Origin of the sequence: Bradyrhizobium sp. 192, assembly GCF_023100965.1 — a bacterium.
Taxonomy (GTDB): Bacteria; Pseudomonadota; Alphaproteobacteria; order Rhizobiales; family Xanthobacteraceae; genus Bradyrhizobium; species Bradyrhizobium symbiodeficiens.
Genome location: NZ_CP064691.1, coordinates 79,463 through 103,077, shown reverse-complemented (window position 1 = coordinate 103,077; position 23,615 = coordinate 79,463). Strand labels below are relative to the sequence as shown.

20 protein-coding genes and 2 pseudogenes are annotated in these 23,615 nt (G+C 59.6%); 14 read left to right on the top strand and 8 right to left on the bottom strand.

Annotation, left to right across the window (positions count from 1 at the left end; all coding sequences use genetic code 11):
- The first annotated feature begins 328 nt into the window (after positions 1–328).
- The 6 genes from IVB24_RS39020 to IVB24_RS38995 all read left to right on the top strand — a co-directional run bounded on the left by IVB24_RS39020 (position 329) and on the right by IVB24_RS38995 (position 6,493).
- On the top strand, positions 329–1,843 hold the full coding sequence (locus IVB24_RS39020) for an amidase (RefSeq protein ID WP_247360286.1): 1,515 nt from the start codon (positions 329–331) through the stop codon (positions 1,841–1,843).
- 36 nt (positions 1,844–1,879) lie between these two features.
- Positions 1,880–2,737: a branched-chain amino acid ABC transporter permease gene (locus IVB24_RS39015; protein ID WP_026233434.1), complete on the top strand. Its 858-nt coding sequence runs from the start codon at positions 1,880–1,882 to the stop codon at positions 2,735–2,737.
- Between the two features lie 4 nt (positions 2,738–2,741).
- Complete coding sequence (locus IVB24_RS39010; protein ID WP_247774377.1) at positions 2,742–3,962, top strand: substrate-binding protein; 1,221 nt, start codon at positions 2,742–2,744, stop codon at positions 3,960–3,962.
- Positions 3,963–4,040: 78 nt separating this feature from the next.
- Positions 4,041–5,078, top strand: coding sequence for a branched-chain amino acid ABC transporter permease (locus IVB24_RS39005; protein ID WP_247774376.1), 1,038 nt, complete (start codon positions 4,041–4,043; stop codon positions 5,076–5,078).
- Positions 5,065–5,799 carry an ABC transporter ATP-binding protein gene (locus tag IVB24_RS39000; RefSeq protein ID WP_247774375.1) on the top strand — a complete coding sequence of 245 codons (735 nt, stop codon included), beginning with the start codon at positions 5,065–5,067 and terminating at the stop codon, positions 5,797–5,799. The genes IVB24_RS39005 and IVB24_RS39000 overlap by 14 nt, the downstream gene beginning before the upstream one ends.
- Complete coding sequence (locus IVB24_RS38995; protein WP_247774374.1) at positions 5,792–6,493, top strand: ABC transporter ATP-binding protein; 702 nt, start codon at positions 5,792–5,794, stop codon at positions 6,491–6,493. Before IVB24_RS39000 ends, IVB24_RS38995 begins: the two co-directional genes overlap by 8 nt.
- Before the next feature lie 130 nt (positions 6,494–6,623).
- Here IVB24_RS38995 and IVB24_RS38990 read toward each other — a convergent pair.
- A pseudogene (locus IVB24_RS38990) lies at positions 6,624–7,060 on the bottom strand (IS5/IS1182 family transposase); the annotation flags it as partial.
- A gap of 373 nt (positions 7,061–7,433) precedes the next feature.
- Here IVB24_RS38990 and IVB24_RS38985 point away from each other — a divergent pair.
- The 7 genes from IVB24_RS38985 to IVB24_RS38955 all read left to right on the top strand — a co-directional run bounded on the left by IVB24_RS38985 (position 7,434) and on the right by IVB24_RS38955 (position 16,309).
- Positions 7,434–8,612 carry a Tm-1-like ATP-binding domain-containing protein gene (locus IVB24_RS38985; protein ID WP_247774373.1) on the top strand — a complete coding sequence of 393 codons (1,179 nt, stop codon included), beginning with the start codon at positions 7,434–7,436 and terminating at the stop codon, positions 8,610–8,612.
- On the top strand, positions 8,605–9,429 hold the full coding sequence (locus IVB24_RS38980) for a phosphoenolpyruvate hydrolase family protein (RefSeq protein ID WP_247774413.1): 825 nt from the start codon (positions 8,605–8,607) through the stop codon (positions 9,427–9,429). The genes IVB24_RS38985 and IVB24_RS38980 overlap by 8 nt, the downstream gene beginning before the upstream one ends.
- Positions 9,430–9,465: 36 nt before the next feature.
- Positions 9,466–11,241, top strand: coding sequence for an FAD-dependent oxidoreductase (locus tag IVB24_RS38975; RefSeq protein ID WP_247774372.1), 1,776 nt, complete (start codon positions 9,466–9,468; stop codon positions 11,239–11,241).
- A gap of 299 nt (positions 11,242–11,540) precedes the next feature.
- The gene (gene pyk / locus IVB24_RS38970) at positions 11,541–12,953 is read left to right on the top strand and encodes a pyruvate kinase (RefSeq protein ID WP_247774371.1); all 1,413 of its coding nucleotides are present in this window, start codon (positions 11,541–11,543) and stop codon (positions 12,951–12,953) included.
- A gap of 354 nt (positions 12,954–13,307) precedes the next feature.
- A complete protein-coding gene (locus IVB24_RS38965) occupies positions 13,308–13,685 on the top strand; it encodes a nuclear transport factor 2 family protein (RefSeq protein WP_247405885.1) in 378 nt (125 codons plus the stop codon).
- Positions 13,686–14,040: 355 nt separating this feature from the next.
- On the top strand, positions 14,041–14,991 hold the full coding sequence (locus IVB24_RS38960; protein ID WP_247774370.1) for a phosphotransferase: 951 nt from the start codon (positions 14,041–14,043) through the stop codon (positions 14,989–14,991).
- Between the two features lie 55 nt (positions 14,992–15,046).
- Positions 15,047–16,309 (top strand): MFS transporter, encoded by a 1,263-nt coding sequence (locus IVB24_RS38955; RefSeq protein ID WP_247774369.1) that lies wholly within the window; start codon positions 15,047–15,049, stop codon positions 16,307–16,309.
- Positions 16,310–16,405: 96 nt separating this feature from the next.
- Here IVB24_RS38955 and IVB24_RS38950 read toward each other — a convergent pair whose 3' ends face one another.
- Both IVB24_RS38950 and IVB24_RS38945 read right to left on the bottom strand, forming a co-directional pair.
- Positions 16,406–16,669 carry a hypothetical protein gene (locus IVB24_RS38950; protein WP_247407417.1) on the bottom strand — a complete coding sequence of 88 codons (264 nt, stop codon included), beginning with the start codon at positions 16,667–16,669 and terminating at the stop codon, positions 16,406–16,408.
- Complete coding sequence (locus tag IVB24_RS38945) at positions 16,669–17,253, bottom strand: hypothetical protein (RefSeq protein WP_247774368.1); 585 nt, start codon at positions 17,251–17,253, stop codon at positions 16,669–16,671. The genes IVB24_RS38950 and IVB24_RS38945 overlap by 1 nt, the downstream gene beginning before the upstream one ends.
- Before the next feature lie 118 nt (positions 17,254–17,371).
- Here IVB24_RS38945 and IVB24_RS38940 point away from each other — a divergent pair, with 118 nt between their 5' ends.
- Positions 17,372–18,229 carry an rRNA adenine N-6-methyltransferase family protein gene (locus tag IVB24_RS38940; protein WP_247774367.1) on the top strand — a complete coding sequence of 286 codons (858 nt, stop codon included), beginning with the start codon at positions 17,372–17,374 and terminating at the stop codon, positions 18,227–18,229.
- An 85-nt stretch (positions 18,230–18,314) separates the two neighbouring features.
- Here IVB24_RS38940 and IVB24_RS38935 read toward each other — a convergent pair whose 3' ends face one another.
- The 5 genes and pseudogenes from IVB24_RS38935 to IVB24_RS38915 form a co-directional block, all read right to left on the bottom strand.
- Positions 18,315–18,611 carry a chorismate mutase gene (locus IVB24_RS38935; RefSeq protein WP_247774366.1) on the bottom strand — a complete coding sequence of 99 codons (297 nt, stop codon included), beginning with the start codon at positions 18,609–18,611 and terminating at the stop codon, positions 18,315–18,317.
- Positions 18,612–19,045: 434 nt separating this feature from the next.
- Positions 19,046–20,089: an MFS transporter gene (locus IVB24_RS38930; protein WP_247774412.1), complete on the bottom strand. Its 1,044-nt coding sequence runs from the start codon at positions 20,087–20,089 to the stop codon at positions 19,046–19,048.
- 232 nt (positions 20,090–20,321) lie between these two features.
- Complete coding sequence (locus IVB24_RS38925) at positions 20,322–20,627, bottom strand: hypothetical protein (RefSeq protein ID WP_247774365.1); 306 nt, start codon at positions 20,625–20,627, stop codon at positions 20,322–20,324.
- Positions 20,628–20,684: 57 nt separating this feature from the next.
- Positions 20,685–21,499: pseudogene (locus IVB24_RS38920) on the bottom strand (MetQ/NlpA family ABC transporter substrate-binding protein).
- Positions 21,500–21,543: 44 nt separating this feature from the next.
- Positions 21,544–22,887, bottom strand: a complete 1,344-nt coding sequence (locus IVB24_RS38915; RefSeq protein ID WP_247774364.1) for an LLM class flavin-dependent oxidoreductase — start codon at positions 22,885–22,887, stop codon at positions 21,544–21,546.
- Positions 22,888–23,615 lie beyond the last annotated feature (728 nt).

Here is a 23,615-nt window from a genome sequence, read left to right as displayed (position 1 = left end):
TGCTAATGCAGCGCGTTACTCTGTCAGATCGCTGCCACATTGCAACTCCAAGCTGATGATGCTGGTTTGCTTGAATCGCCGCGCATCTTCGGAACATCCGACGTGACCGCGACAGGAAGTGGCAAGGTGTGCGGGGTCGGCAGGGGCTCCACACCGCCAAACGCATTCAGCACCGGAGTCGTTTTACCCAATATTACCCAGATCACGTTGCGCGCCCACTTCGGGCGAATGCACTTGCTCCGCAGTATGTGGCGAGTAAGTGGCCATCGTAGAATAATCGATGGGCGGCACGTCCAAATGCCGGGATGAAATTTCTTAGGAGAGCCTCATGTCAGTCGCCCTTCCCACGCCAACCCAGCTTCGTAGCATCGCCGAACAGTGTGGTCTCTCACTGACCGATGAGGACGTTGCCTCGTTCCGAGGCCTGATGCAGGGCTCGCTCGAAGCGTACAATCTCGTCGCTGCAATGCCCGACGAATTGCCGGTGGTCAAATATCCACGCACTCCGGGCTATCGGCCGTCACCGGAGGAGAACCCGCGCAACGCCTGGTACCGCAAGTCGACGGTGAAGGGCGCGGCGAGCGGCAAGCTCAAGGGCAAGACGGTGGCCCTGAAGGACAACATCATGCTGGCCGGGGTGCCCATGATGAATGGGTCGGCCACCCTCGAAGGCTACGTACCAGACTTCGACGCCACCATCGTTACGCGCATGCTCGATGCTGGTGCCGAGATTGCCGGCAAGGTTCACTGCGAGGCCTTCTGTCTCTCGGGTGGCAGCCACACCAATGCGACCGGTCCGGTGCATAATCCACACAGGATGGGCTATTCGGCCGGCGGTTCTTCCTCGGGAAGCGGGGTTGTGGTCGCGCTCGGCGAGGTCGACATGGCGATCGGGGGCGACCAGGGGGGCTCGATCCGCATGCCATCCTCGTTCTGCGGCACATACGGTATGAAGCCGACCTGGGGTCTCGTTCCCTACACGGGCATCATGCCAATCGAGGTCTTTATTGATCACACCGGACCGATCACGGCAACAGTGGCCGATAACGCGCTGCTGCTCGAGGTGATCGCCGGTGACGACGGCTACGATTCGCGCATCAAGGCACCAAAGGTTGACGAATACACCAAGGCGTTGGGTGCAGGCATCAAAGGGATGAAGATCGGCATCCTTAAGGAAGGATTCGAGCAGCCGTCCGCGGAGGCTGCGGTCAATGAAAGCGTACGCGAGGCAGCCAAGCGCTTTAAAGATCTCGGTGCGACTGTTGAGACCGTCTCCATTCCGATGCATCTCCTGGGGGCGGCGATCTGGACCCCGATCGGAACCGAGGGCGCCGTCCAGACCATGATGTTCGGCGACGGCTATGGTCTCAGCCGAGGCGATCTGTACCCAACCTCCCTGATGGATTTCCATCGCGGATGGCGGCGGCAGGCGGACTCGTTGTCCGAGACGAACAAGCTGTTCCTGTTGCTCGGCACTTACATCAACAACACGTTTGGTTCCAGGTTTTACGGCAAGGCCGTCAATATTTCCCGCCGCCTCGCTGCAACATACGACAAGGCTCTCGAGACCTATGACCTTCTACTCATGCCGACGACGCCGATGAAGGCAACGCCGCTGCCGCCTGCCGGCGCCAGTCGCGAGGACTATTTCACGCGCGCGATCGAGATGTTCACCAATACCGCGCCATTCGACATTACGCATCATCCAGCCATGTCACTGCCCTGCGGAATGGTCGACGGCCTACCAGTGGGCCTGATGCTGGTCGGCCGTTACTTCGAGGAATCCACCGTCTACCGCGCCGCCCATGCTTTCGAACAGATGGGCGACTGGAAGAAGATGTGAGGCGGGCTGCGATGGCCCCCGGGTGGATCGCAACATATGACTAACGCATTCATGGCGGCATTCGACATTCTGAGCTTCGGCGCGATCATGGTCCTGATCGTACTGGGCCTCGGAGTCATAGCGAGCATGATGGGCATCTTCAATTTTGCCCAAGGCGAGTTCGTGTTGCTCGGTGCCTATATTACGTATCTCGCCTATAGTCATGGTCTCCCCGTTTGGGTCGGTATGGCGGCCGCACCGATCCTCGTCGGATTGCTGGGTTTTGTACTCGAAGCACTCATTATCCGCCGCTTCTATGCGGCACCGATCGTGGCGATGCTCGGCACCTATGCCCTCGGTCTTATCATCCGAGAAACGGTGCGGGGCCTGATTGGCGGCTTCTATCTGACGGTTCCGGAGCCGATCGGCGGATCTATCGCTATCGCCACGATGCACATCTCGGCCTGGCGCTTCGCGATACTCGTGATCACGGGTTTGGTGATGGGGGCCTGCTATCTGCTCCTGTCGCGCACGAGCTTCGGCCTGCGCGTTCGGGCGACGCTGGAAAATCCAGCGCTGGCGCGCGCCTCTGGCGTTTCGACGACGTTCATCTATGGCGCCACCTTTGCTTTCGGCGCAGCGTTAGCGGGGCTCGCCGGTGCGCTTATCGTGCCGGTTTTCGATCTATTTGCCGATCTCGGAATTCGTTTTCTGATCCAGGGATTTGTTGCCGTCATGGTCGGTGGCGTCGGCTCCTTCATCGGACCGGTGGCAGGGGCTGGCGTAATCGGCGCTCTTACCGCGGCGCTACCTTGGGCAGTGGCACCGGTAGTCGCCGACGTGCTCGTCTTCGTGCTTGCCATCTGTTTCATCAAGTTCCGCCCGCAAGGCCTCATCGCGCAAAGGGGAGTGTAGTCATATGATTGCTGATCGCGTCCAACTCACACGTCGTCGTTTCCTTTCGAACTTCGCTTTCACGGCTGGTGCGATCGCCACAGGAGCCAGCAGTTGGGTGATCCGCCCCGACTGGGCCAATGCGGCCGAAGGCCCCATCAAGGTCGGCATCGCGATCGATCTCACCGGCCCAATCGGCTTTGCCGGAAAGGCGGATGCCAACGTCGCCAGAATGGTGATCAAGGAAATCAACAATTCCGGCGGACTTTTGGGCCGGCCGCTCGAGCTTTATATCGAAGACACCGCCTCTAATGAATCGGTGGCGGTGGGCAATGTGCGCAAGCTGATCCAGCGCGACAAGGTGGACATGGTCCTCGGCGGCCTCGCGAGCTCGATGCGCAACGCGATCAAGGATGTAATCGTATCACGGGGCAAGACGCTCTATATTTATCCACAATTCTATGAAGGTCAGGAATGCACACCATACCTGTTCTGCACCGGCGCCACACCGGCGCAGCAATGCGACACATTTATCCCTTGGCTGATCAAAAACGGCGGCAAGAGGTTTGCCCTTCCAGGTTCTAACTATATCTGGCCGCGTAATCTGAATGCATACGCCCGTAAGTTGATTAAAGCAAATGGCGGCGAGGTCGTGTTCGAGGAGTATTATCCTCTCGACCAGGTCGATTTCTCCGCTACTGTCCACGGGATTATCTCTAACAAGGTCGACACTGTCTTCAACACTGTCATTCCACCCGGTGTCGGCCCCTTATTCAAGCAGCTCTATGAAGCGGGCTATCTCAAGAACGGCGGACGGCTTGCTGCCGTGAATGAGGATGAGAATTATCTTAGCCTTCATCCGGTCAATGAGATGGAAGGGCTTGCGAGTTGCCTCGACTATTACAAAGCAGTCGCCAAAGATGATCCCGTCTCCGCCAGAATTCAGGCGGCCTATGAAAAGGACTATCCTGGCGATTCCCTGTTTGCCGCGAGCAGTGCCGCGCCCAGCACCTATCGCGGTCTGAAACTTTGGGAGGCCGCGGTCAAGGAAGCCGGGAAGGTCGATCGCGAGTCGGTGGCTGCGACGCTCGATCACGCCAAGATCGCGGAAGGTCCGGGCGGACCCGCCGAGATGGTGCCGGGCAAGCGGCACTGTAAGATGAACATGTACACGGCGGTGTGCAAGAGCGGGAAGTTTGAAATCGTGGAACGTAGCAATGGGCTTGTTGATCCCAGGGAATGCTGACGAATCGCGGTGGATGCGATGAGCGTGGTAGAGAGGCCATCGGTGCCCACATTAGAAGTGAATTGTGCGACGGCTGAAATGGCGGAAACCGCCTTTGCAGGGCAAGTTGGCCCTGCGCGACGGGTCCTGCTCATCATCGAAGGGCTAGTGCTGATTGGAGCACTAGTCCTCCCGGTGATGCTGCACGACTATCTTACGGTGTTTGCGACTCGCGTCGTGATCCTGGCGCTCTTCGCTCTCTCGTTCGATCTGGTGTGGGGGTATGCCGGGATCATGAGTTTCGGGCAGGCCCTCTTCTTCGGCTCGGCAGGCTATGGCGTCGCGCTGCTTGCACGCGATCTCGACATCACCTCAATCCTTTTAGTGCTGCCGGCGGGCACACTAATCGGCCTCGTCTTCGCGCTGCTGCTCGGTGGTTTCCTCCTACTCGGCCGGGATCCAGCCAGCGTGATCTTCGTTTCGCTCGGTACGCTCACCGGCGCCTATGCCGCCGATCGTCTCGCGCGAGGCTGGTACTATCTTGGCGGCCAGAACGGCATTCCCTCGATTCCGCCGATGACGCTCGGCTCCTACGAACTCTCGGAAGGGCCGATCTTTTACTATCTCGCACTGGGGCTTCTCGTCATTGTCTACTTAGCATGCCGCTTCCTGGTGCGCTCGCAGTTCGGTCTCGCGCTCGCTGGCCTCCGCGAGAACGAGCAGCGCATCGCTTTCTTCGGCTATAAGACACAGCATCTGAAGGCCATAGTGTTCGCGATCAGCGGCGCCATCGCAGGCCTGGCCGGCAGCCTCTATGCCTTCCACGAGGGTTTTGTGTGGCCCAACATGATCGGCGTTGTGGTCTCCACGCAGGTCGTGCTCTACGTGCTGTTCGGCGGCTCCGGCACGCTGATCGGCGCGGTGATCGGTACGGCCATCGTCGAAGGCCTCTCCTTCTGGCTGTCGGACAATTACCGCGACATCTGGCCGATCATTCTGGGCCTGCTCCTGCTACTCGTGATCCTTTTCCGGCCGCTCGGGCTCATCAGCATAGTGTTGACGGAGCGCGAGCGCGTGGGTGGCTTCGCCGCGAAAGGGCAAAACAAGAAGAGGGCGCAGCATCATGCCGCTTCTTGAAGCCGCAGGCATTGGAAAGATCTTTGGCAAGCTTACGGCACTCGATGGCGCGTCTCTCACGGTCGGCGAGAACGAGTTCCACGGTTTGATCGGGCCGAACGGTTCGGGCAAAAGCACGCTGATGAAGTGCATTGCCGGGGCGGAGGTGCCGACGAAAGGCAAGGTCAGCTTCATCAACACTGACATCACCGCATTCACGCCCACCGAGCGCGCTCGGGCTGGCATGAGCCTGAAGTTCCAAATCACATCGGTGCTGCCAACCCTCACCCTCTACGACAATATCTTGCTCGCGCTGCAGGGGCACTGCTCGCTTCTTGATCTTGTGTTATCGCGCAGCCGCAGACAGTTGCACGACCAAGTCATGATGATGCTCACCCAGTTTCGTCTTGCCGATCGCGCGTTTGATGCCGCAGCAGCGCTTTCTCATGGTCAGCAACAATGGCTGGAGATTGCGATGGCGCTCGCGGGCAAGCCCCGGCTCCTGCTGCTGGACGAGCCCACCGGAGGCATGAGTCTGGAGGAGCGCCGCGTCACCGGCGAACTCTTGCGACCAATCAAAGACCATTGCTCTCTCGTTATCGTAGAGCACGATCTCGATTTCATCCGCGATATCTGCGACCGCCTCACCGTCCTCGACCAAGGCAAGGTGCTTGCGACAGGAAGCGTCGCGGAGATCCAGGCCAACAAACGTGTCCAGGAGATCTACTTACGCCGTGCTTAAACAACAGTTCCTCGACATAAGGCATCTCGACGCGGGTTATGGCCGCAGCCAGGTGCTGTTTGACATTACCCTCGGCATTCCTAGGCGCGGCGGTGTCGCCGTGCTTGGCCGGAATGGTGCAGGCAAGACCACGCTGATGAAGGCCATCGTCGGCGAGCTACCAAGCTGGAGAGGCGAGGTTTTCTTTGATGGCCACGATTTCAATCGCCTCCGGACCGAGCAGCGTGTGCGCGCCGGTATCGGCTATGTGCCGCAAGAGCACTCGGTGTTCGCACGCCTCTCGGTACGTGATAATCTCGCAGTGGGATCGCTCTCCAACACGGACGCTTCGGCGATTGATCGGGTCCTGACGATCTTTCCCAAGCTCGGCCACCGCTTGGATCAAGCAGCCGGCACTCTTTCGGGCGGCGAGCGTAAGATGCTAGCGATCGGGCGTGCGCTACTGGGAAGCCCAAAGCTGCTGCTGCTGGATGAGCCGACCGAGGGAGTTTGGATCGGCGTGATCGAGGAGATCACTGAACGCCTGACTGCGCTCACCAAGGAGATCACGGTGATCATCGTCGAGCAGCACCTGGATCTCGCTTTGCGCGTGGCGAGCCACGCGTACGTACTCGATCGCGGCCGCATCGCGCTGCACGGCGCGGCAGGCGATGTCCGCAGCAATCCGGAACTTCTGCGGTACCTCGCACCTTAGTTTTTAGCGCCAGTCCGAGATAGTTAACTCACTCGCTAAGTGAGCTTGGCGGAGCAGGCGAGGGTTCGCCATAGCAGTCGGCGAACAGGCCGCTCAAGCGTTGTCTGAGTCAGCGAGGATGCGGCGGCACGTTGTGGCCAACGGCTGAGAGGATGACATTTGCGGCATCGTCGGCGCTGCACTTGAGGTACGTGGCCGAGGTCACCTTCGGCTTTTGTGTGTCCGATCATGGGCTCGATGGGAAAGCGGCGGCGCAGCTCTCGCCTGATGACACCGAAGACGCCGCGCTTCTCCCGGAAATGAAGACGCGAAGGTGGATTTTGTGCGTCCTGACCGCAGTGCCCCTGTCGACATAGGCCCGCTCAATCGCAGAGCCACAGAGTGTCTCGGCGCAGTCGATGACGTCCCGCAAACGTGTGACCTTCGCAGGGGGGCGGGCATTGCGCCGGCGTGCAGCACGAATAAGCCACTACGGGCCCCGCGGTTTGTTGGTGAGGACGGAGGTCCTCACATCCAATTCGTAGGGCGCGGCGGCCTTTGCCGAATGCACTCCACCTCCGGGGCATGGAGGCGAACTGGCGCTCCTGCAAGCGCAACGCAACCTCGATGAGGGATTCGTTCCAGCGCTGTGACACAGCAGGATTGCTTGGTCGAGCCCACAGACACGCTACATCAAGTTCCAAAAGGACGCGCTTTTGAGAAAAGCTGAGGGGAGGCCGGCAGTCTTCCTATAAGCCGCCGTTTCAGGGCATCTACCCAATCTTACCCAATCACACTGCTCGCCGATGTTATAGCCAGCGTCGGCTCGGTTTAGACCACATGCTATTAAGAATGATCCGGGAGGAAGATCGTGTCTCACCATTGCACGGGCGACCAGGGGTCGGTCCGGGATGGTAATCGATCTGGGATTTCGGCCGGCGCCTCAGGCGCGGTTGCAATCGTGGCTACGCTGGACACCAAAGGCCCCGAAGCATCCTTCCTCTCGGACATCATCCAAACATGCGGCCGAAAGACCATCCTGATCGATATCGGGACCTCGAATAATGAGGTGAAGGCCGCCCACGCAACTGACGCGAGCCGCGCGCGCTCAGCCTCGCCCGCCGAGCTCCTGAAAGAGATTGCCGCAGCTACCCGCATAAAGGTGGCTGGCCTGCTCGCCTCGGGCGCAATCAGCGCGATTGTGGCCATTGCAGGAGGCAAGGGAAGCGCTGTTTTCGGCGAGGTCGTGTCTGATTTGCCTTACGGCTTCCCCAAGCTGCTGGTGACCAGTGCAAGACCAGCGCTCCTGGCCGAACTCGCGATCCACAACGACATCATGCTCTATCCGACCTTGGTCGATTTCTTCGGCATTAACGCGTTCACGGCAAGGGTGCTGGAGAATGCAGGCCGAGCCATTGCGGCCATGCGCTATGTGCCGGCCAAGCATGGGTGCGAAAGAAAGATTGTTGCGATCACGGCCTTCGGTGTGACGACGCCCGCGGCAACTCAATGCGTAGCACGTCTTGCAGAGGCCGGCGCAGACGCGATCGTTTTTCCCGCCAACGGTGCTGGCGGTCGCAAAATGGAGCAGCTGATTGCTGCCGGCGAGTTCGATGCCGTGCTCGATCTGACCACAACGGAATTGGCCGATGAACTCATGGGAGGCACGGCCAGCGCCGGGCCCGATCGGCTCAAGGCGGCCTCGCGCCGCTCAATCCCACAAGTCATCGCGCCCGGCGCGATCGACATGGTCAATTTTGGTCCACCGGCCAGCGTTCCCGATCAATTTCGCGGCCGCCAATTCTATTCACATACACCGTACACGACACTGATGCGAACCACGCCTGCGGAGAGCGCAAACATCGGCCGGGTTACGGCCGAGCGGCTCTCGCAATCACGCGGGCCGGCAGCCGTGCTTTGGCCAGCCAAAGGCGTGTCAGATTACGACCGAGAGGGTGGCGTCTTTCGCGATGCCGATGCCGATGGGGCATGGCTCCAGGCAGTTAAGGACAATCTCCGGCCAGAGATCGTTGTCTGCGAGCTGGACTGTCACATCAACGACCCCGAATTTGCCGAGGCCGCCGTGACGTGGCTCCTCAAACAACTAGGTCAAGGAGGCTCGTCCCGTGCGGATGTTTGAGCGAACCGAAATTCTCTCGCGGCTTGCAGGTCAGGTCGCGGAGCGAAAAGCGATCCTTGCCGCGGCGAGCAGCTGCGGCCTCGTCGCAAAATGCGCCGCACTCGGAGGGGCGGATATGCTGGTGGTCTACTCTACTGGGCTCTCGCGGCTCATGGGGCTCCCCACCAGTCGTATCGGTGACTCCAACGCGCGTACGCTGGAGCTTGCGGCAGAAATCCGCAACGTCGTGTCTTCCGTACCCGTAATAGGCGGCGTCGAGGCCTGGGATCCCCTGCGGCTCGATCTCGACTATCTTCTCGACAATTTCCTAGCCGCAGGATTTTCCGGTGTCATCAACTATCCGACCATCTCCACGATGGGAGAGAAATGGCGTGACCGCCGCGGTCGCGTTGGACTTGGCTTCGAGCGCGAGCTCGAGATGATTGCGACTGCCCGCAAGAAGAACATCTTCTCGCTTGCCTACGTTGACAGCCCCGAAGATGCCAAAGCCATGGCAAGCAGCGGAGCCGACTGCATCGTCCCACATGTCGGCGCGACGCGCGGCGGGCTCGTGGGTCATGAGGAGGGCCAGTCAATCCAGGAGGCGATCCGGCGCATCAACGAGATCAACGCGGCCGCGCAAGCGGTCCGCTCGGACGTCATCCTGCTCTGTCATGGTGGGGCGGTCGCGGAGCCCCAGCACACGTTCGAGGTCTATCGGTCGACCGAGTGTGTCGGCTTTGTCGGGGCCTCCTCAATCGAAAGAATACCGATTGAACGCTCGGTCAAAGCGGCGGCAGAGGAGTTCAAAGCCGTTCCCCTTCCGCGACATCACTGACGTTCATCCAAAAAGAAACACCGCAGCGAGGCGGAGATGGACAAGCCGATCAACCAATCAGGCGAACAAAGGACAGCGGCATTGCCAGCAATAGGTGCTACTCAAACGTTCGAAACAGAGGTGCTCGTGGTCGGTAGCGGAGCAGCCGGCCTTTCGGCGGCACTCTACGCCGCAAAGAATGGCCTTCGCGTGACGGTTTGCGAAAAGTCTTCGCGTCTCGGCGGGACCACGTCGCTGTCGAATGGCATGATCTGGGTTCCCTGTTCGCTTCAGGCGCGCTCCGCCAAGATCGATGACTCGCTTCCAAAGGCCAGGACATATCTTGAGCATGAGCTTGGCAATTACTATCGGCATGACTTCATCGAAGCCTACCTTGAGGACGGGCCGCCTGCGCTTGCCGCTCTCGAGAACGGGACAGACGTCAAGTTCACGCTGGCCTCGGCGCCCGATTATCACTCAAGCCAGGTCGGCGGAGTCGACAAAGGCCGGGCACTCAGCCCTGCACCCTACGATGCGCGGCTGCTCGGCCCCGACTTCGATCTGATCGGCGACCCCATTCGCGTTGTGCTCGGGGGGATGATGATTTCTTCCAGCGAAGTCCGAAGCTTCCTGAATCCGTTCCAATCGTTTGCTTCCCTCAAGCATGTCTTGCGTCGCGTGACTCGCTACGCGCGGGATCGCTTGAGCTACAGGCGCGGCACCGAGTTCAGCGGAGGCAATGCCCTGATTGCGCGCCTGCTCGTGAGTTTGCGGAAGTTAGGCGTCGAAATATGGCCGGCGTCTCCTCTCGTTGAGCTCGTCATGGAAGACGGGCGCGTCACAGGGGCAATCGTCAAGCGCGGCAATTCTGAGATCCGCGTGCGCGCATCCCACGCTGTCATTCTCGCTACCGGCGGCTTCGCCCGCAACGCGCAGCTGAGAGCCGAGCTGAGCGGCCCACACCAGCATGACGACACGCTGGCTCATGCCGATGTTACAGGCGATGGCATTAACCTTGCCACGAAGCTCGGAGCTGCAATCGACAAGGATGTCGCTTCTGCAGGGTTCTGGACTCCAGTCTCGATGTTCAGGAGTGGGACAGGCTCCCAAATTGTCCCCTACGGATGGCTCGACCGCGGACGACCCGGCGTCATCGCGGTTGCCCCAAATGGGCAACGCTTCGTCAACGAATCCAATTCATACCACGATATCTGCCTCGCGATGTTTGGAAACGGATATCCCGCAGACAAGCGGTTCTACTTCGTCTGCGATCACGAGTTCGTTCGGCTGAGGGGCATGGGACATCTGCTGCCTTGGCCATGGACGCTGAATATCCGGAAGTACGCGCGGCTCGGCTACATCAAACTGGGCCGAACGATACCGGAGCTCGCCATGCAAATCGGCCTGAATCCCGGCGAGCTCAAAAGGACGGTCGAGGAGCATAATGCGCACGCCGCCGCTGGCGTCGATCCGCTCTTCAAACGCGGTGAATCGGCGTTCAACCGCACGCTTGGCGATCCGTTGGTAGGAACGAAAAATCCAAATCTTGGGCCCATCCAGAGTGGCCCCTTCATCGCGCTGCCGATCGTTCCGGCAACGCTCGGCACAGCCGCTGGCTTGGCGACCGATAGCTACGGCAAGGTTCTGGACGCAGAACGCGAGCCAATCCCGGGTCTTTATGCCTGCGGCAATGATATGACCTCACCAATGCGTGGAATTTATCCGGGAGCAGGCATCACCATCGGCCCCGGCATAGTCTTCGCTTACCGGGCAGTTTCGAACATTCTGGCATCCGCTCATCGCGTGCAGAAGGCGCCTGCATCCGCAACGTGAAATCGCGTCTCACGGCATCTGTATCGCGACAAGAGGTCAATTCAGTCATCTTGTGCCGTCGATTTTGCTGCTTTGGGAAGCAAGGACCATGTCTTCATTCTGGCGGCGTTCTCCTGTTCGAACCTCTGCTGGATGCCTCCCGGACCGCGTTGAACCGGGGCGATCAATTTCGCCTTCGGCGGAGGTGCATTGTGGCGGCGGGATGCGAGCCCATCACGCGAGTGTCTGAACGCCGTCATCGAAGACCGCCCTTCGCATTTTATTCACACGCGTTTCATCCTCTTACGTCTGGAATCAACATGCGTCGTTCGCGCCTCGCCAAAATCGTTGCGACCGTTGGTCCGGCGACAGCTGCACCAGAACGATTGCGTGCTCTCTATCTCTCAGGCGCAGATACGTTCCGACTAAATTTCAGTCACGGGAGCCCGGACGATCACGCACGGGTCTATGACTCGATCCGCAGTCTCGAACGGGACTTCGGCACGCCAATAGGCGTCCTGCAGGATCTGCAAGGACCGAAGATCCGCATCGGCGCCGTCGAAGGCGGCAAGCTCGATCTACGCGCCGACGAGAAGGTTCGGTTTGTGCTCGACGGAGCTACGGGCGGAAAGCAATCGATCCCACTACCTCATCCGGAAATATTCGCGGCCGCACGTCCGGGCCAGACTCTTCTCGTCGACGACGGCCAAGTGCGCCTGCGCGTTGAGAGTCCGGGCGATAGGCAGATCATCGCGACAGTTCTCGTCGGTGGAGCTATCCGCGATCGCAAAGGGGTAAACCTACCAGGTTCGCTGCTTGCTATATCTCCTCTGACGAAGAAGGACCGCGGCGACCTCGCCTTCGGCCTCGCCCTCGGGGTCGACTGGGTCGCCCTGTCGTTCGTCCAGAAGCCTGCCGACCTCCTAGAGGCGCGCGGGCTGATCGGCGAGCGTGCCGGTCTGATAGCGAAGATCGAGACGCCTATGGCACTCGATCGCATCGACGATATCATTCTCCTGTCAGACGGCATTATGGTCGCACGCGGTGATCTCGGTGTCGAAATCCCGCCCGAGGAGGTGCCGGGCCGACAGAAGGAACTCATCCGCGCCTGTCGGCTGACCGGAAAGCCCGTGATCGTCGCAACACAGATGTTGGAGTCGATGGTGGCTGCACCGACAGCGACGCGCGCGGAAGCCTCAGACGTCGCTACCGCCATCTACGATGGAGCTGACGCGGTCATGCTGTCGGCTGAGTCGGCAAGCGGCGCCTATCCAATCGAGGCAGTTGTCATGATGGACAAAGTAATCAGAAGTACTGAACGGCATCATCTCTATCGGTCGCTGGTCCAAGCCTCGCAAGCCGACGAAGAGATGTCCCCACCGCATGCAGTCGCCGCCGCTGGTGCAGACCTTGCGGTGACCCTCAATGCGAAGGCGATCATCGGTTTCACCGCAAGCGGCACGACGGCGGCGCGCATCGCGCGCAAGTGGCCCCCGGTGCCGGTTCTTGCTCTCACTCCAGATGAGAAAGTCGCGCGGCGCATGTGCCTGCTGTGGGGGGTGCACAGCATCGTTTCAGACGATCCCGCCACCGACGAGGAGATGACGCAGATAGCCGCAGCGGTGGCGCGCAACGAAGGTTATCTTGAAGCAGGTGATTTGATGATCGTCGTATCCGGCGTGCCGTTTGGGCAAATAGGTGCAACCAACAACGTCCGTATTGTCACCTGCTAAAATGGTTCAGGACATTTTCGCTACATCTGCCCTAAGAAACGAAGCACTACGGGCCGAACAATGATCGCCGACAACGCTCTGATTCTTCATCGGTGAGACCAGGAGCTGACCTTGCTTGGGCTCGACTACAGAATTCGGCTCGTTGATTTGCTCCCGGTTATCGAAGAAACGCTTTCGGTCGAAATGGCGCAGTGATGCGGCGGGCCGGATGCAATGCTCTGGCAGTTTTTTTGAGCTCCTCGGAGGTTCGAACAGGCAGTGCTTGATTGCGAGTAGCCGGTGTCAGCCGTGATATACGGCGTACGGGAACGGCGTTCCAGCTTTTCAGAGTCTTAGCGTCGAGCGAGATCTGTAATGAAAAACAACTTCTTGGTGCCGGACGTCAACGAGTTCCTGGAGCTCTGGGAGCAAACCTTCAATGTGCACGCGCCGGAACGTCTGGTTGTGCTATACGCCGATGATGCGCTGTTTCAGGGTACATCGAGTGCTAAGCTCTGCATCGGGGCTAAAGAGATAGGCACTTACTTTCATGGTATCGCTACCGTAAGAATGGACGTATGGCATTCCGTCACGTTGGCGTACAACGTTGTTTTGGTGGTGGGACATTATGTCTTTTCACGGATGCGGAATGGTCATGAGGTGTCGACGCCGGCTCGGTTCACCTTCGTATTACGTCTCGAGGACGGCGTGTGGAAGATCGTACACCATCACTCATCTGCCATCCCCGATTGATCGCCGAACCAAGCTTTGCGGTATCGGAGTTTGTAGCTGAAGTGGCATACTCAAGCTGCCTCTCGCCCCATCGTGCCTCTGGATCGCCCAAATTTGTCGAACAGCGCTCGCAACGAGAAACAGGACGGCAGCGAGGTAACGCCTGTTTTGCTGAAGCGAGTGACGGCAGAAGGGCAGTCCCTCGATCGAACGAAGCGACGCCTTCGAGCTGGTGCGCGACCAGGCCGCCCACCCACTTATCCGACCAGAGCTCCATGCTCGCATATCTGCTCTGCTCGGCGCTTGTCGGCCGTCACAAGACGAGGCGTGGTGTTCGTGATATCCGGGCGGCGCATCGGCGATCGGATAGGTGGACATGCAACAGGAACTACGCGCGGCCGTCGAGCGAGCGATTCACGCCTACGTTGCCGATACCTATGGCCTAACCGGCAGGGTCTCGACAGTTGTGAAAGGTGCGAATTGGACGTTCGTGGTTCGTGACGGCGCCCAAGATCGGGCTTTCGTTCGTCTGTATCGAACATGGGGCCGCTCCGCTGCCGACGTGGCCAGCGAAATGGCCGTGCTCCGAGCCCTTCAAAGTACGCCTGCGCTTGACGCTTCTCGGCCCCTCATCGACCATGAGGGAAGGTCGTTCTCCACATTCGAATTGCCTGACCGCACCAAGCGCCTTCTTGGCGTCTTCGCGCCGGCTGCGGGGCGGGAACTCGCGGCTACACCGGCCGATTGGTATCGCGCCGGCGTTGCCCTGTCCGATTTGCACCGCCAGACCAGGCTCACGAAGCTGGCGCCGAGCAGGGAACTTCTGAGCGAGGCGAAGGACAAGGAGACGCTCGCGATGATCGCCGAGAGGTCTCCAAGGCTTGCCGACGACATCAGCAAATCACTAAGTCTGCTCCTGGGCGCCGGTGCAAGCCAGTCGATTGGCCCGACAGGGCTTTGTCATGGCGATGTCAGGCCGATGAACATGCGGGTTCAGAACGAGCGCGTCACATTCTTCGATTTCGATGATTGTGGCCGCGGCCCTCAATGGCTCGACGTGGCGGCCATGGTGCTTTGGCTAGAACTCACGGCCGATGACCATGTTGGCGCACTGTGGAAGGCCTTCCTGACCGGATATGGCGTGGACGAAAATGAGTCCTTTGTCTATTTTGTGTGCCGGATGGTGGCTGGACACCAGCTGCGCATACTGCGGTTCTTGTTTGACTATTGCGAGCTCGACGGCGCGCTGTGGGCTGATGTTCTGACCCAGGCCAAGACGACCGTGAGCAAGGCCGCCCACCGCCAGCTTCGCGCATTTGTCTCCTGATGCGAGGATCTATTCGTGATTGCCTGCAGCACTCGAGGCTACTCAGGCGTAAACTGTGACCGCCCCGACGGGCGGGTTTTCCGAGATCGCTTTCAGTGAGCCAACGAGAGAGATGCACGGGTTCCATTCGCAAGTAATGCAGCGACGTTGCTTCATTGGCTTTTCTTCCATCTCCTTCTTCATCGTCGGCGCCGGAATTGTCATGCCGGCGTGGGTTGCGTTCGATGTGGGCGGATCGAACCTGGTGGGCCTGGTTCTGCTGGCCTCCAGTCTTGCCGGTTTTGCCCTGGCGCCGCTTAGCGGACATCTCGTCGACCGTCACAATCACCTCAGGGTCACCGCATCGGGACAACTCGTCAGAGCTTTGGGCTTGCTAATGTTGGCTCCGGTACAAGTTTTGCCCGATGCGCTCTCGCGTCCTATCCTCCTTCTATCAACAGTTCTCGGAGCTTTCGGCTACGCGCTTCTAGCAGGCGCGATGAGCGGCATCCTGCAGTCGCTGATTCCCGAGACCGAGCGCATGCGCTTTAACCTGCGATTGTCGTTCTTCAATCAGGCGGGGATGGCTTTGGGCACAGGTGCGGCCGGCTACGGCATCGCGCACGTCGGCAGCGCGACGACCGCCGCCCTGTTTGCCTTCGTCGCGATCTCCGTTCTGCCCCTGTTGAGGAATCTGACCGCGTATCCTACGCGCACACACGCAGCGAAGCGCCTCAACCTGTTTTCGGCTTCTCGTGAAGCGATCAACTATCTTGTGAACGAGCCCCAAACCCTATCCGCGTCGGTATCAGTGGGGCTGGTATTTGCCGTCATTCAGATCACAAACCTGTTGTTACCTGGATTCGTCAGTCATTCGCTCGGCGGAGGTAGTCGCCTCTTCGGTACACTCGAGATGACGGCTGCGATTGCGGGCATGGCCGCTCTAGCCGCTGCGGGGATCCCAGCGGTGGCCAGAAGAATGGCTCGTATGACGACGCCCCTTGTGGCCGCCGCGGCGGGCTCGTTGCTCGTCCTGTCCTTTGCGACCGACCCGCTTGTCGCAATTGTGCTCTATGGGGCAGCTGGGATGCTGTGGAACCTATCGCGGGCGGCGGCGAACGGACATCTCTTAACCGTGGTCGATTCGGCGCTAATCGGACGCGTTCAGGCCTTTACTAGTCTTTTAACCGGAGCGGTTGGTGCGCTGATCTTCCTGCTTCCCACTCTGCTTCCGAATACGACGGAAGCTCAGCTCTACATGGCATGCGGCGTGATGATCTTAGTCGCGACCGCGCTCCTCGCTCTCTGGACTCGCCGCGGCAGACCCGCTCGCACCTGACAGGTCAGCATCGACGATGTGCAATGCCGCCGAGTTCTGGGGCCGAAGGGCGACATCGTGGAGGCTCGCGGACGATATCCCCCGGCATACTATTGTCTATTGCTGATTTTTCTCCGCTTGCTCAACGCCGCCAATACTGCCGCCGACGCCAGTTCTCCCGCGCCCATCGCAGTCTTGTTTCACGCCAACATCCGCCCCCGCAGCCCTGATGAGTTTTCTGAGCTCTTGAGCCGTATTAGCGACCTTCCATCCTTGACGGTCGGACATCTGGCGCACCTCCTCATCGGTGGCGGAAAGGATTTCCACGCTTAGCGATTCGAACAGTCGCTCCAGATCGAGACTCGGGTGCCAGCGTGTCATCACTTGTTCCAGTACTGGTGTTGGCGCAGCAACGTGCGCCTCATCCGTCGTCGTGTCGTGTCGTAATCGAGCTCGGACATCTCATGGATCTTGCAAATCTCTCCAGCCGCCAGACCACCAGCCATGCCTGCGATGATTTTCAGCGCCAGTGGATCACCCTCAAACAGCCGATAGATGTTGGCCAGCGTCTGTGCGGCAACCAAGATCCGCTCCGGATCGGGCACCTCGTCGGCATCTCCACCGGGCCCGCTCCGCTGGTCCTCGTTATCGCGGCTCACGAACAGCCTTTGCTCAAGCCGCGCACGACGCCAATGGTCGTTGCAGATGCTGCGCATGACGCCCGACAGGAAGCCCAGGATGGGCACGCCGGGCGGCCAGGGGCGCGAGCCGTCGAGGGTGCGTGCAATCGCCTCGTGGAGGATGTCGGTCCAGGAGAGCCCTCCCGGCAGGTCGCGGCTCCACAATCGTGCAAGAGCTTTGAGCCGCACGAGATCGATATCGGACAGGGCATCTATCGCAGATGCGACATCAGTCGCATGGGCGACCGCGTTGGCAGGATGGGGAGTGATAGTCAATGGTTCCATGTTCACAGTGCTATGCGCTCCAGCCAGCCCAGTGCGGACAGCCGAAGAAAAACATTTTTGACGTGTCTGCCCGACCGGAGTTCAGACGCATCGTCTGTATCGCAACAGGAGAGCCCTCATGGACGACACGTTGGCAGCGGCGCGCCGCTGGTATGCAGAAGACCTGGGATACAAAGTCCCGGTCCTGCGTAACCCGAAGCTGATCGAGGCCTTCGCCACCGTTCGGCGCGAGCAATTCGTAGGCCCTGGGCCGTGGAGCATCATCTCCGACCCATACAGCGACCCATTTCTGACTCCTGATGACGACCCGCGCTGGCTCTACCATGACGTTCTCGTGACGATCGATGCGAGTCGTAACCTCAACAATGGGATGCCCAGCTTCTGGGCCCGCAATTTTGACCATCTTAACATCGCCGCCGGCGAGCAGGTACTTCAGGTCGGTGCCGGCACCGGATACTATTCGGCGGTGCTGGCCGAGATTGTCGGACCCGCTGGTCGTGTGACGGCGATCGAAACCGACACAGAGTTGGCGTCGCGGGCCCGAGTGAACCTCGAGAGCTGGCCCCAGGTCGATGTCGTCTCGGGCGACGGCCGGGCGGTAGATGTCGGCGAGGTTGATATCGCCATCGTGTTCGCCGGAGCCACTCACCCATCCCGTGTCTGGCTTGATCGCCTTGTCGAAGGTGGCCGGCTTCTGATGCCTATGACCGACGATACCTGGAAAGGCTTTCTTCTCCTTGTGGTACGGCGTCGAGACCACTTCGAGGCCTCTTCCATTGGTGCCGTCTCTATTTATCCTTGCACGGGTGGACACGATGAGGACGCTGCAAGACGTCTACATAACGCGATCGACGGGTTGCCGCTTCGCAACCTTCCAATTCGCGCGTTGCACGTAGGTGAGCCGAGATTTAACGACTTAGAGAATGTGTGGTTTAGCGGGCCGGGCTTCTGGCTCGAGCGTGATCCTCCATGCTAAGACGACCTACACTGATCGAGCGCATACCTGTTCAGCCAAGTTGAAGATCACCGGCTCCGACGAGAACGCGCGTGGTCGAGCAATTTTACACGTCGGCGTTTGCTCCACGAGTAAGGTCGTGATGCAGGATGACTTCTTTGATAATGAATGATAGGAACTTCTCGGCAAACTCTGGGTCAAGGCTAGCTGCCTGTGCGAGCGTGCGTAGTCTTTCTACTTGGCGTTCCTCACGAGCTGCATCTGCCGAAGGCAATTGAAGTCGCGCTTTTAGTTTTCCGACCTGCCGAGTGCACCTGAAACGTTCCGCGTGAATGTGGATAAGGGCCGCGTCGAGATTGTCGATGCTGCTCCGCAGTTCGTTCAATTCGGATGGAGTTTCCAAGTTCGCGTCTCCTTTCTATGCAACCATACTTTCCAGCTGGACACCGGGTCTCTGGCTGAAACATTTTCAGGCTTTCCGAGTCACTGGGCCCTAACAGCCCGGTCTGATTGAACTAATTCGATCAATCTCAGTACGCCACCTCGGCATTGAAAGCATTTCTGACTCGAGCGCAGTAAATCAGTATTGGCCCATGTGGCCATCGAGGTCTGCGGGTCTTGGATAGCCAGGCGGCCAACAATCTCAAGAACCACGTACGTTACTGCACTTTCAGGCTCGGCATAATAACGGCATCCGCGGTGCCTAGCCAGCCGCCGCGGTGCGGGCCAGCGCGACCAGGCCACCGCATTCTTACTTTGGGCGCGGTGAAGGATCGTCGAGCGTGCCAAGTGGTGGATGCCGTTGCTCTATGAGGTCTGGTCATAGGGTCGTATGCCTTAGTCGAACCCACGGACTGCCGGAGTGGCAGCTTCTGCAGCTGCAACTTCACTCATAAAGGCAACAGCCAGTCCGAAGCCGATGAGACCAATCAGGATCGACCCTGCAGCAAGGGATGTGACCCCGCTAGTTTCGACGAGGATACCGCCGAGAACGGCCCCGATGGCTATTCCTGCGAAGGTGGTCGAGCTGTTCATTGCCAAAACTAGCTTCGACCTCTCCCCGGCTAGATCGAGAAGCCGGTGCTGGATCGGAACGAGATACATGTAACTCGCGTTGCCCCAAAGAAATGCGATGAGCACGGTTAAGGCACCATGATGCCCGAATCCAACCAGAGCTACGAGAACGATTAGTTGTGCGCCGATCACCGCAATGAGAACTTTGTAGGGGCCGAAGCGATCGGTTAGAAAGCCGCACGCTGCGTTTCCTGTCACAGCTCCGAAACCGTACGCAAAGAGCGCGGCTGAGAGCAGCGGCACGCCTGTAAGCAGAGAACCGGTGATAATGACGCTCACATAGGAGTAAACAACGAACTCGGAAATGACCACGAATAGGGTAACCGAAAGAACACCGTAGATAGCCCTGGGAAAGTCTTTCGAAGCCGGGCCGTTTCCGCGCTCCGGCGCCTTTGCAGAGACACCGGACATCATAGGGGCAAAGATCAGCAATGCCAGGAGCCCCGCAACTGCCACGAAACCGAAGGCAAAACGCCAGCCGATGGCATCAGCGATCCAGCTGGTCGCCGGAACACCCGCAACTTGTGAAACGGTCATACCACCGAAGATAAGGGACAATGCCGACCCTTTGCTACCGGGCGGCAGGAGCTCGGTTGCCAATGCGGTGGCCGCCGGGGTGAACATGGCTGCGCCGTAGGCTGAAATGACGCGAGCTGCAGCCAGGGTTGCAAAGTTCGGAGCGATTGCACAGATCACGTTGCCGATGATGAAGATTGAAACGGATAGGATCTGGACATTGCGGCGGCTTGCGGCCCGGAACATCCAGGCATTCAGCGGCGCAAAAACCGCGTAGGAGAGTGCGTAGATTGAGATTATCCATCCCGCCGCACCGGTTGAAATGTTGAGGTCACGAGAAACATTGTGGGCGAGACTCCGGGAAGGCCACCACGAGCGACATCACGTTGAACATCGCGCGCTTGGAATAGATCAGTTTGGCTGGATCTTACTGAAGCTACTATTTCTTAAAGACAGCCAGTTCCATAGCACCTTTTTGCAAGGGAGGATCTTCACGCGTTGTACCGGGCGCGGAGGCGTTGGATCAGTCGTTTGCGAGCAGCGCGAGCCCGTCGGCGTGCTGAAAGTGCGGTGTGGAACCGGAGTTCGGCGGTTTGCGGCACGACTCCGACTCGTTGAGCATCATAGGCATGCCCATGCTGCCGAATGATGCATACAGCAGGCTCCGGTCGGCGCGCCCATGCAGATGCGCTCCCGTCATGAGGCCAAGCACGACCAGGAACGCGATCAGCAGGAGCAGCGGGAGGATCAATGCCTCATGCCTGCCGATGCGATCCGTGACGCTCTCGCATCGGTCGCCTTCTCGGCGGGAGAACGAAGGCCGGTCCATTCCAATGTGAATTCGAACATGCTGGCCCCATCTGTGCTGCTGTTGCTCGACGACCCTTCAATTCATGTAGTCGGGTAGAGTGAAGCCGTCATAGAAATGGTCGGCCTGGATCGCTGTCTTCAACATCGGGGACTTGTAGCCCTCAACGATGTCCTGGGCCCATTCGGCACTGGCGTTGGCCTTCTTCACCGCGAGCACGTTGATATAGGGCGTCGTCATCTTCTCCAGCGCGAAGGCGTTGGTCAGCTTCAGTCCGCTGAAGATCGCAAAATTGCCCTGGACGGCGGCGAAGTCGACGTCGTCGAGCGCCCGTGGCGCCTGCGCGGCCTCGAGCGGCACAATCTTGATGCCGCCGGGGTTCTTGATGACATCGAGCTCGGTGACGTCGACCGGTTTGCTGTCACGGATCTCGATCAGCCCGAGATCACGCAGCACCCATAGCGCGCGCTGCAGATTGACGGGATCGTTCGGCACCGCGACGCTGGCGCCCGGCTTGATTGGCCTGCCCAGCGGATGCTTCTTCGAATAGAGGCCCATCGGTGGCGTCGGAACGTGGACGATTCCGACGAGATCGGTCTTCTGCCGTTCATTGTAGGAGTCGAGGAAGATCGTGTGCTGCATCACATTGGCGTCGATCTCGGACTTGAACAACGCTTGTTGGCTTCAAGGCCGGTCGAGAATTCGACATAGCGAACCTTGTAGCCCTTCTTCTCCAGCTCCGGCTCGACGCCGATCTTGAACTCGTCAATGTACGGCCCCGGTACGAAACCGACCCGTAGCTCGGGTTTGGCGGGTTGCTGTGCCAGGGACTCCCGGGCGGAGAATGGGGCAAGGACCAACAGGCCGGTGAGGAGAAACGACGTTGTCTTCATATCTGCTTACTGATCTCAGTCTGGATGTGGGTACCGAAACGGTGTCAGGCGATTGCCTTGACCGCGTTCGAGTAGACGCTGGCAGGGCGGGCGAGGCCGTAATGCTCGCGCAACGTCGTGCCGGTGTAGTCCTCGCGAAACAGGCCGCGCTTGCGCAGGATCGGGACGACCAGCTCGGCGAATGTATCGAAGCCGCCGGGCAGCCAGGGCGGCATCACGTTGAAGCCGTCGGCTGCGCCGCTCTCGAACCAGGTCTGGATGTTGTCCGCGATCTTCTCGGGCGTGCCGGCGATGACCCAGTGGCCGCGCGCGCCAGCAAGGCGCTGCACCAGCTGGCGAATGGTGGGCTTTTCGCGATCGACGATATCGACCACGAGCTTGAAGCGGCTTGCGACTCCGCGCGCGCTCGCTGTGTCGATCAGATCGCGAGGAACTGGGCCATCCAGATCATAGCCGGTGAGGTCGAGACCGATCATCTGACGCAGCTGCGTCAGGGAGAATTCGGGCTGGATCAGCTCGTTGAATTCGTCCTGGAGGCGGTCCGCCTCGGCCTGCGTGCTGCCGATGAAAGGGCTGATGCCGGGCAGGATCTTGATCTCGTCGGGCCTGCGGTCAAAGGTGCGGGCCTGGCGCTTGACGTCGGTGTAGAACGCCGTCGCCGACTCCAGCGTCTGATGCGCCGTGAAGATCGCCTCCGCGAACCGGGCGGCGAAGGCGCGGCCGTCGTCGGAGGCGCCGGCCTGTACATAGACCGGCCGGCCCTGAGGCGTGCGCGAGATGTTCAGCGGGCCACGAACGCGAAAATGCTTGCCGACATGGTCGATCGTGTGGATCTTGCTCGTGTCGGCGAAGATGCCCGAAGCCGGATCGTTGATGAGTGCGTCGTCCTCCCAGCTATCCCAAAGCCGCGAGATCACATCGAGATATTCGCGAGCTCGCTCATAGCGCTCGTTGTGAGGCGGATGTTCAGGCAGCCCAAAGTTCTGCGCGGCCTGGGGCGCGCTGGTGGTGACGATGTTCCAGCCGGCGCGGCCCCGGCTGAGATGATCGAGCGAGGCAAACAGCCGTGCCAGATTGTACGGCTCGGTATAGGTGGTCGACGCCGTCGCGATCAGCCCGATACGGCTGGTGACGGCGGCGATCGCTGCGAGCCAGGTGATTGGTTCGAAACGGAAGCGCTGGGCGTAGCGAACATTGTCGGCCAGCGCCGGCCCGTCGGCAAAGAAGATGGCGTCGAATTTGCTGGCTTCGGCCCGTTGCGCCAGCTCCTGATAATGGGCGATGTCGAGAATGCGGTCTGGTTCAGATCCCTTGTAGCGCCAGGCGGCTTCGTGATGGCCGCCGGGATAGATGAAGAGATTGAGAACAAGCTGGCGTTGGTTGCTCATGGTCGTATGTCCGGATCCGATGGCCGATGGTGAAACTTGAAACGATTATGGATCATGAGTGGAATCCCGCGGCTCCGGCTTCCGGGCGTGTCCCGTTAGAGGCAGATGAGCCCGGGGTCGTCACGTGCTTTTCGAGTTCTCCACGAGGCCGTTAACATGGCTCAATCGAGCTGGACTGTAAGTCCCCGGCAACAGGAATGTCGATGAAATGGATTTACGTTGTTGGGATCGATGCGAGCATGAATCTAGCGAAATCGCCGCCGACACTAGACGAAGATCAAAGTAGACGTTCGCGCTTCGTTTTACGTTCTGACTGTTCAGCGCGAGCCGCTCCATCCCATCAAGGAAAATCGTTCAACACCTTATCAATGCGCCGATCGCCGACGGTTTCGAACCTGCGCTCTATGCGCCCGCGGTGTGACGCGTCCCGAGCGCCGCCGCGGTTGAATAGCAGAAAGCGCAGATAACAATCGGATACGTCGTGCGGGTGCGTGCAACTATTTTCCAGCCCCCTCCAACTTTGGAAGTTATTTCCGAGGACCTTGAGTTAGCATCCTGTGACTGAGCGAAAGGCTGCATTGATGCAGCCTCTCGGGGAAGATCCCGCCAGACCCGATTGCCGCCAGAGCTGACGGCGATACTGCAAGAGGATCGATCACGACCATCAGCTGTGTGTTTACTCCGCCATCGCGTCAGCGACCGGCGAACGGCGGAGCTTTGTCCAAACG

What these genes read in the sequence shown, in the direction of transcription:
- IVB24_RS39020 (WP_247360286.1), top strand. Translation starts at nt 329, where the DNA reads ATGTCAGTCGCCCTTCCCACGCCAACCCAGCTTCGTAGCATCGCCGAA.
- IVB24_RS39015 (WP_026233434.1), top strand. Translation starts at nt 1,880, where the DNA reads ATGACTAACGCATTCATGGCGGCATTCGACATTCTGAGCTTCGGCGCG.
- IVB24_RS39010 (WP_247774377.1), top strand. Translation starts at nt 2,742, where the DNA reads ATGATTGCTGATCGCGTCCAACTCACACGTCGTCGTTTCCTTTCGAAC.
- IVB24_RS39005 (WP_247774376.1), top strand. Translation starts at nt 4,041, where the DNA reads ATGGCGGAAACCGCCTTTGCAGGGCAAGTTGGCCCTGCGCGACGGGTC.
- IVB24_RS39000 (WP_247774375.1), top strand. Translation starts at nt 5,065, where the DNA reads ATGCCGCTTCTTGAAGCCGCAGGCATTGGAAAGATCTTTGGCAAGCTT.
- IVB24_RS38980 (WP_247774413.1), top strand. Translation starts at nt 8,605, where the DNA reads ATGTTTGAGCGAACCGAAATTCTCTCGCGGCTTGCAGGTCAGGTCGCG.
- IVB24_RS38975 (WP_247774372.1), top strand. Translation starts at nt 9,466, where the DNA reads ATGGACAAGCCGATCAACCAATCAGGCGAACAAAGGACAGCGGCATTG.
- pyk (WP_247774371.1), top strand. Translation starts at nt 11,541, where the DNA reads ATGCGTCGTTCGCGCCTCGCCAAAATCGTTGCGACCGTTGGTCCGGCG.
- IVB24_RS38965 (WP_247405885.1), top strand. Translation starts at nt 13,308, where the DNA reads ATGAAAAACAACTTCTTGGTGCCGGACGTCAACGAGTTCCTGGAGCTC.
- IVB24_RS38960 (WP_247774370.1), top strand. Translation starts at nt 14,041, where the DNA reads ATGCAACAGGAACTACGCGCGGCCGTCGAGCGAGCGATTCACGCCTAC.
- IVB24_RS38950 (WP_247407417.1), bottom strand. Translation starts at nt 16,669, where the DNA reads ATGACACGCTGGCACCCGAGTCTCGATCTGGAGCGACTGTTCGAATCG.
- IVB24_RS38945 (WP_247774368.1), bottom strand. Translation starts at nt 17,253, where the DNA reads ATGGAACCATTGACTATCACTCCCCATCCTGCCAACGCGGTCGCCCAT.
- IVB24_RS38940 (WP_247774367.1), top strand. Translation starts at nt 17,372, where the DNA reads ATGGACGACACGTTGGCAGCGGCGCGCCGCTGGTATGCAGAAGACCTG.
- IVB24_RS38925 (WP_247774365.1), bottom strand. Translation starts at nt 20,627, where the DNA reads ATGGACCGGCCTTCGTTCTCCCGCCGAGAAGGCGACCGATGCGAGAGC.
- IVB24_RS38915 (WP_247774364.1), bottom strand. Translation starts at nt 22,887, where the DNA reads ATGAGCAACCAACGCCAGCTTGTTCTCAATCTCTTCATCTATCCCGGC.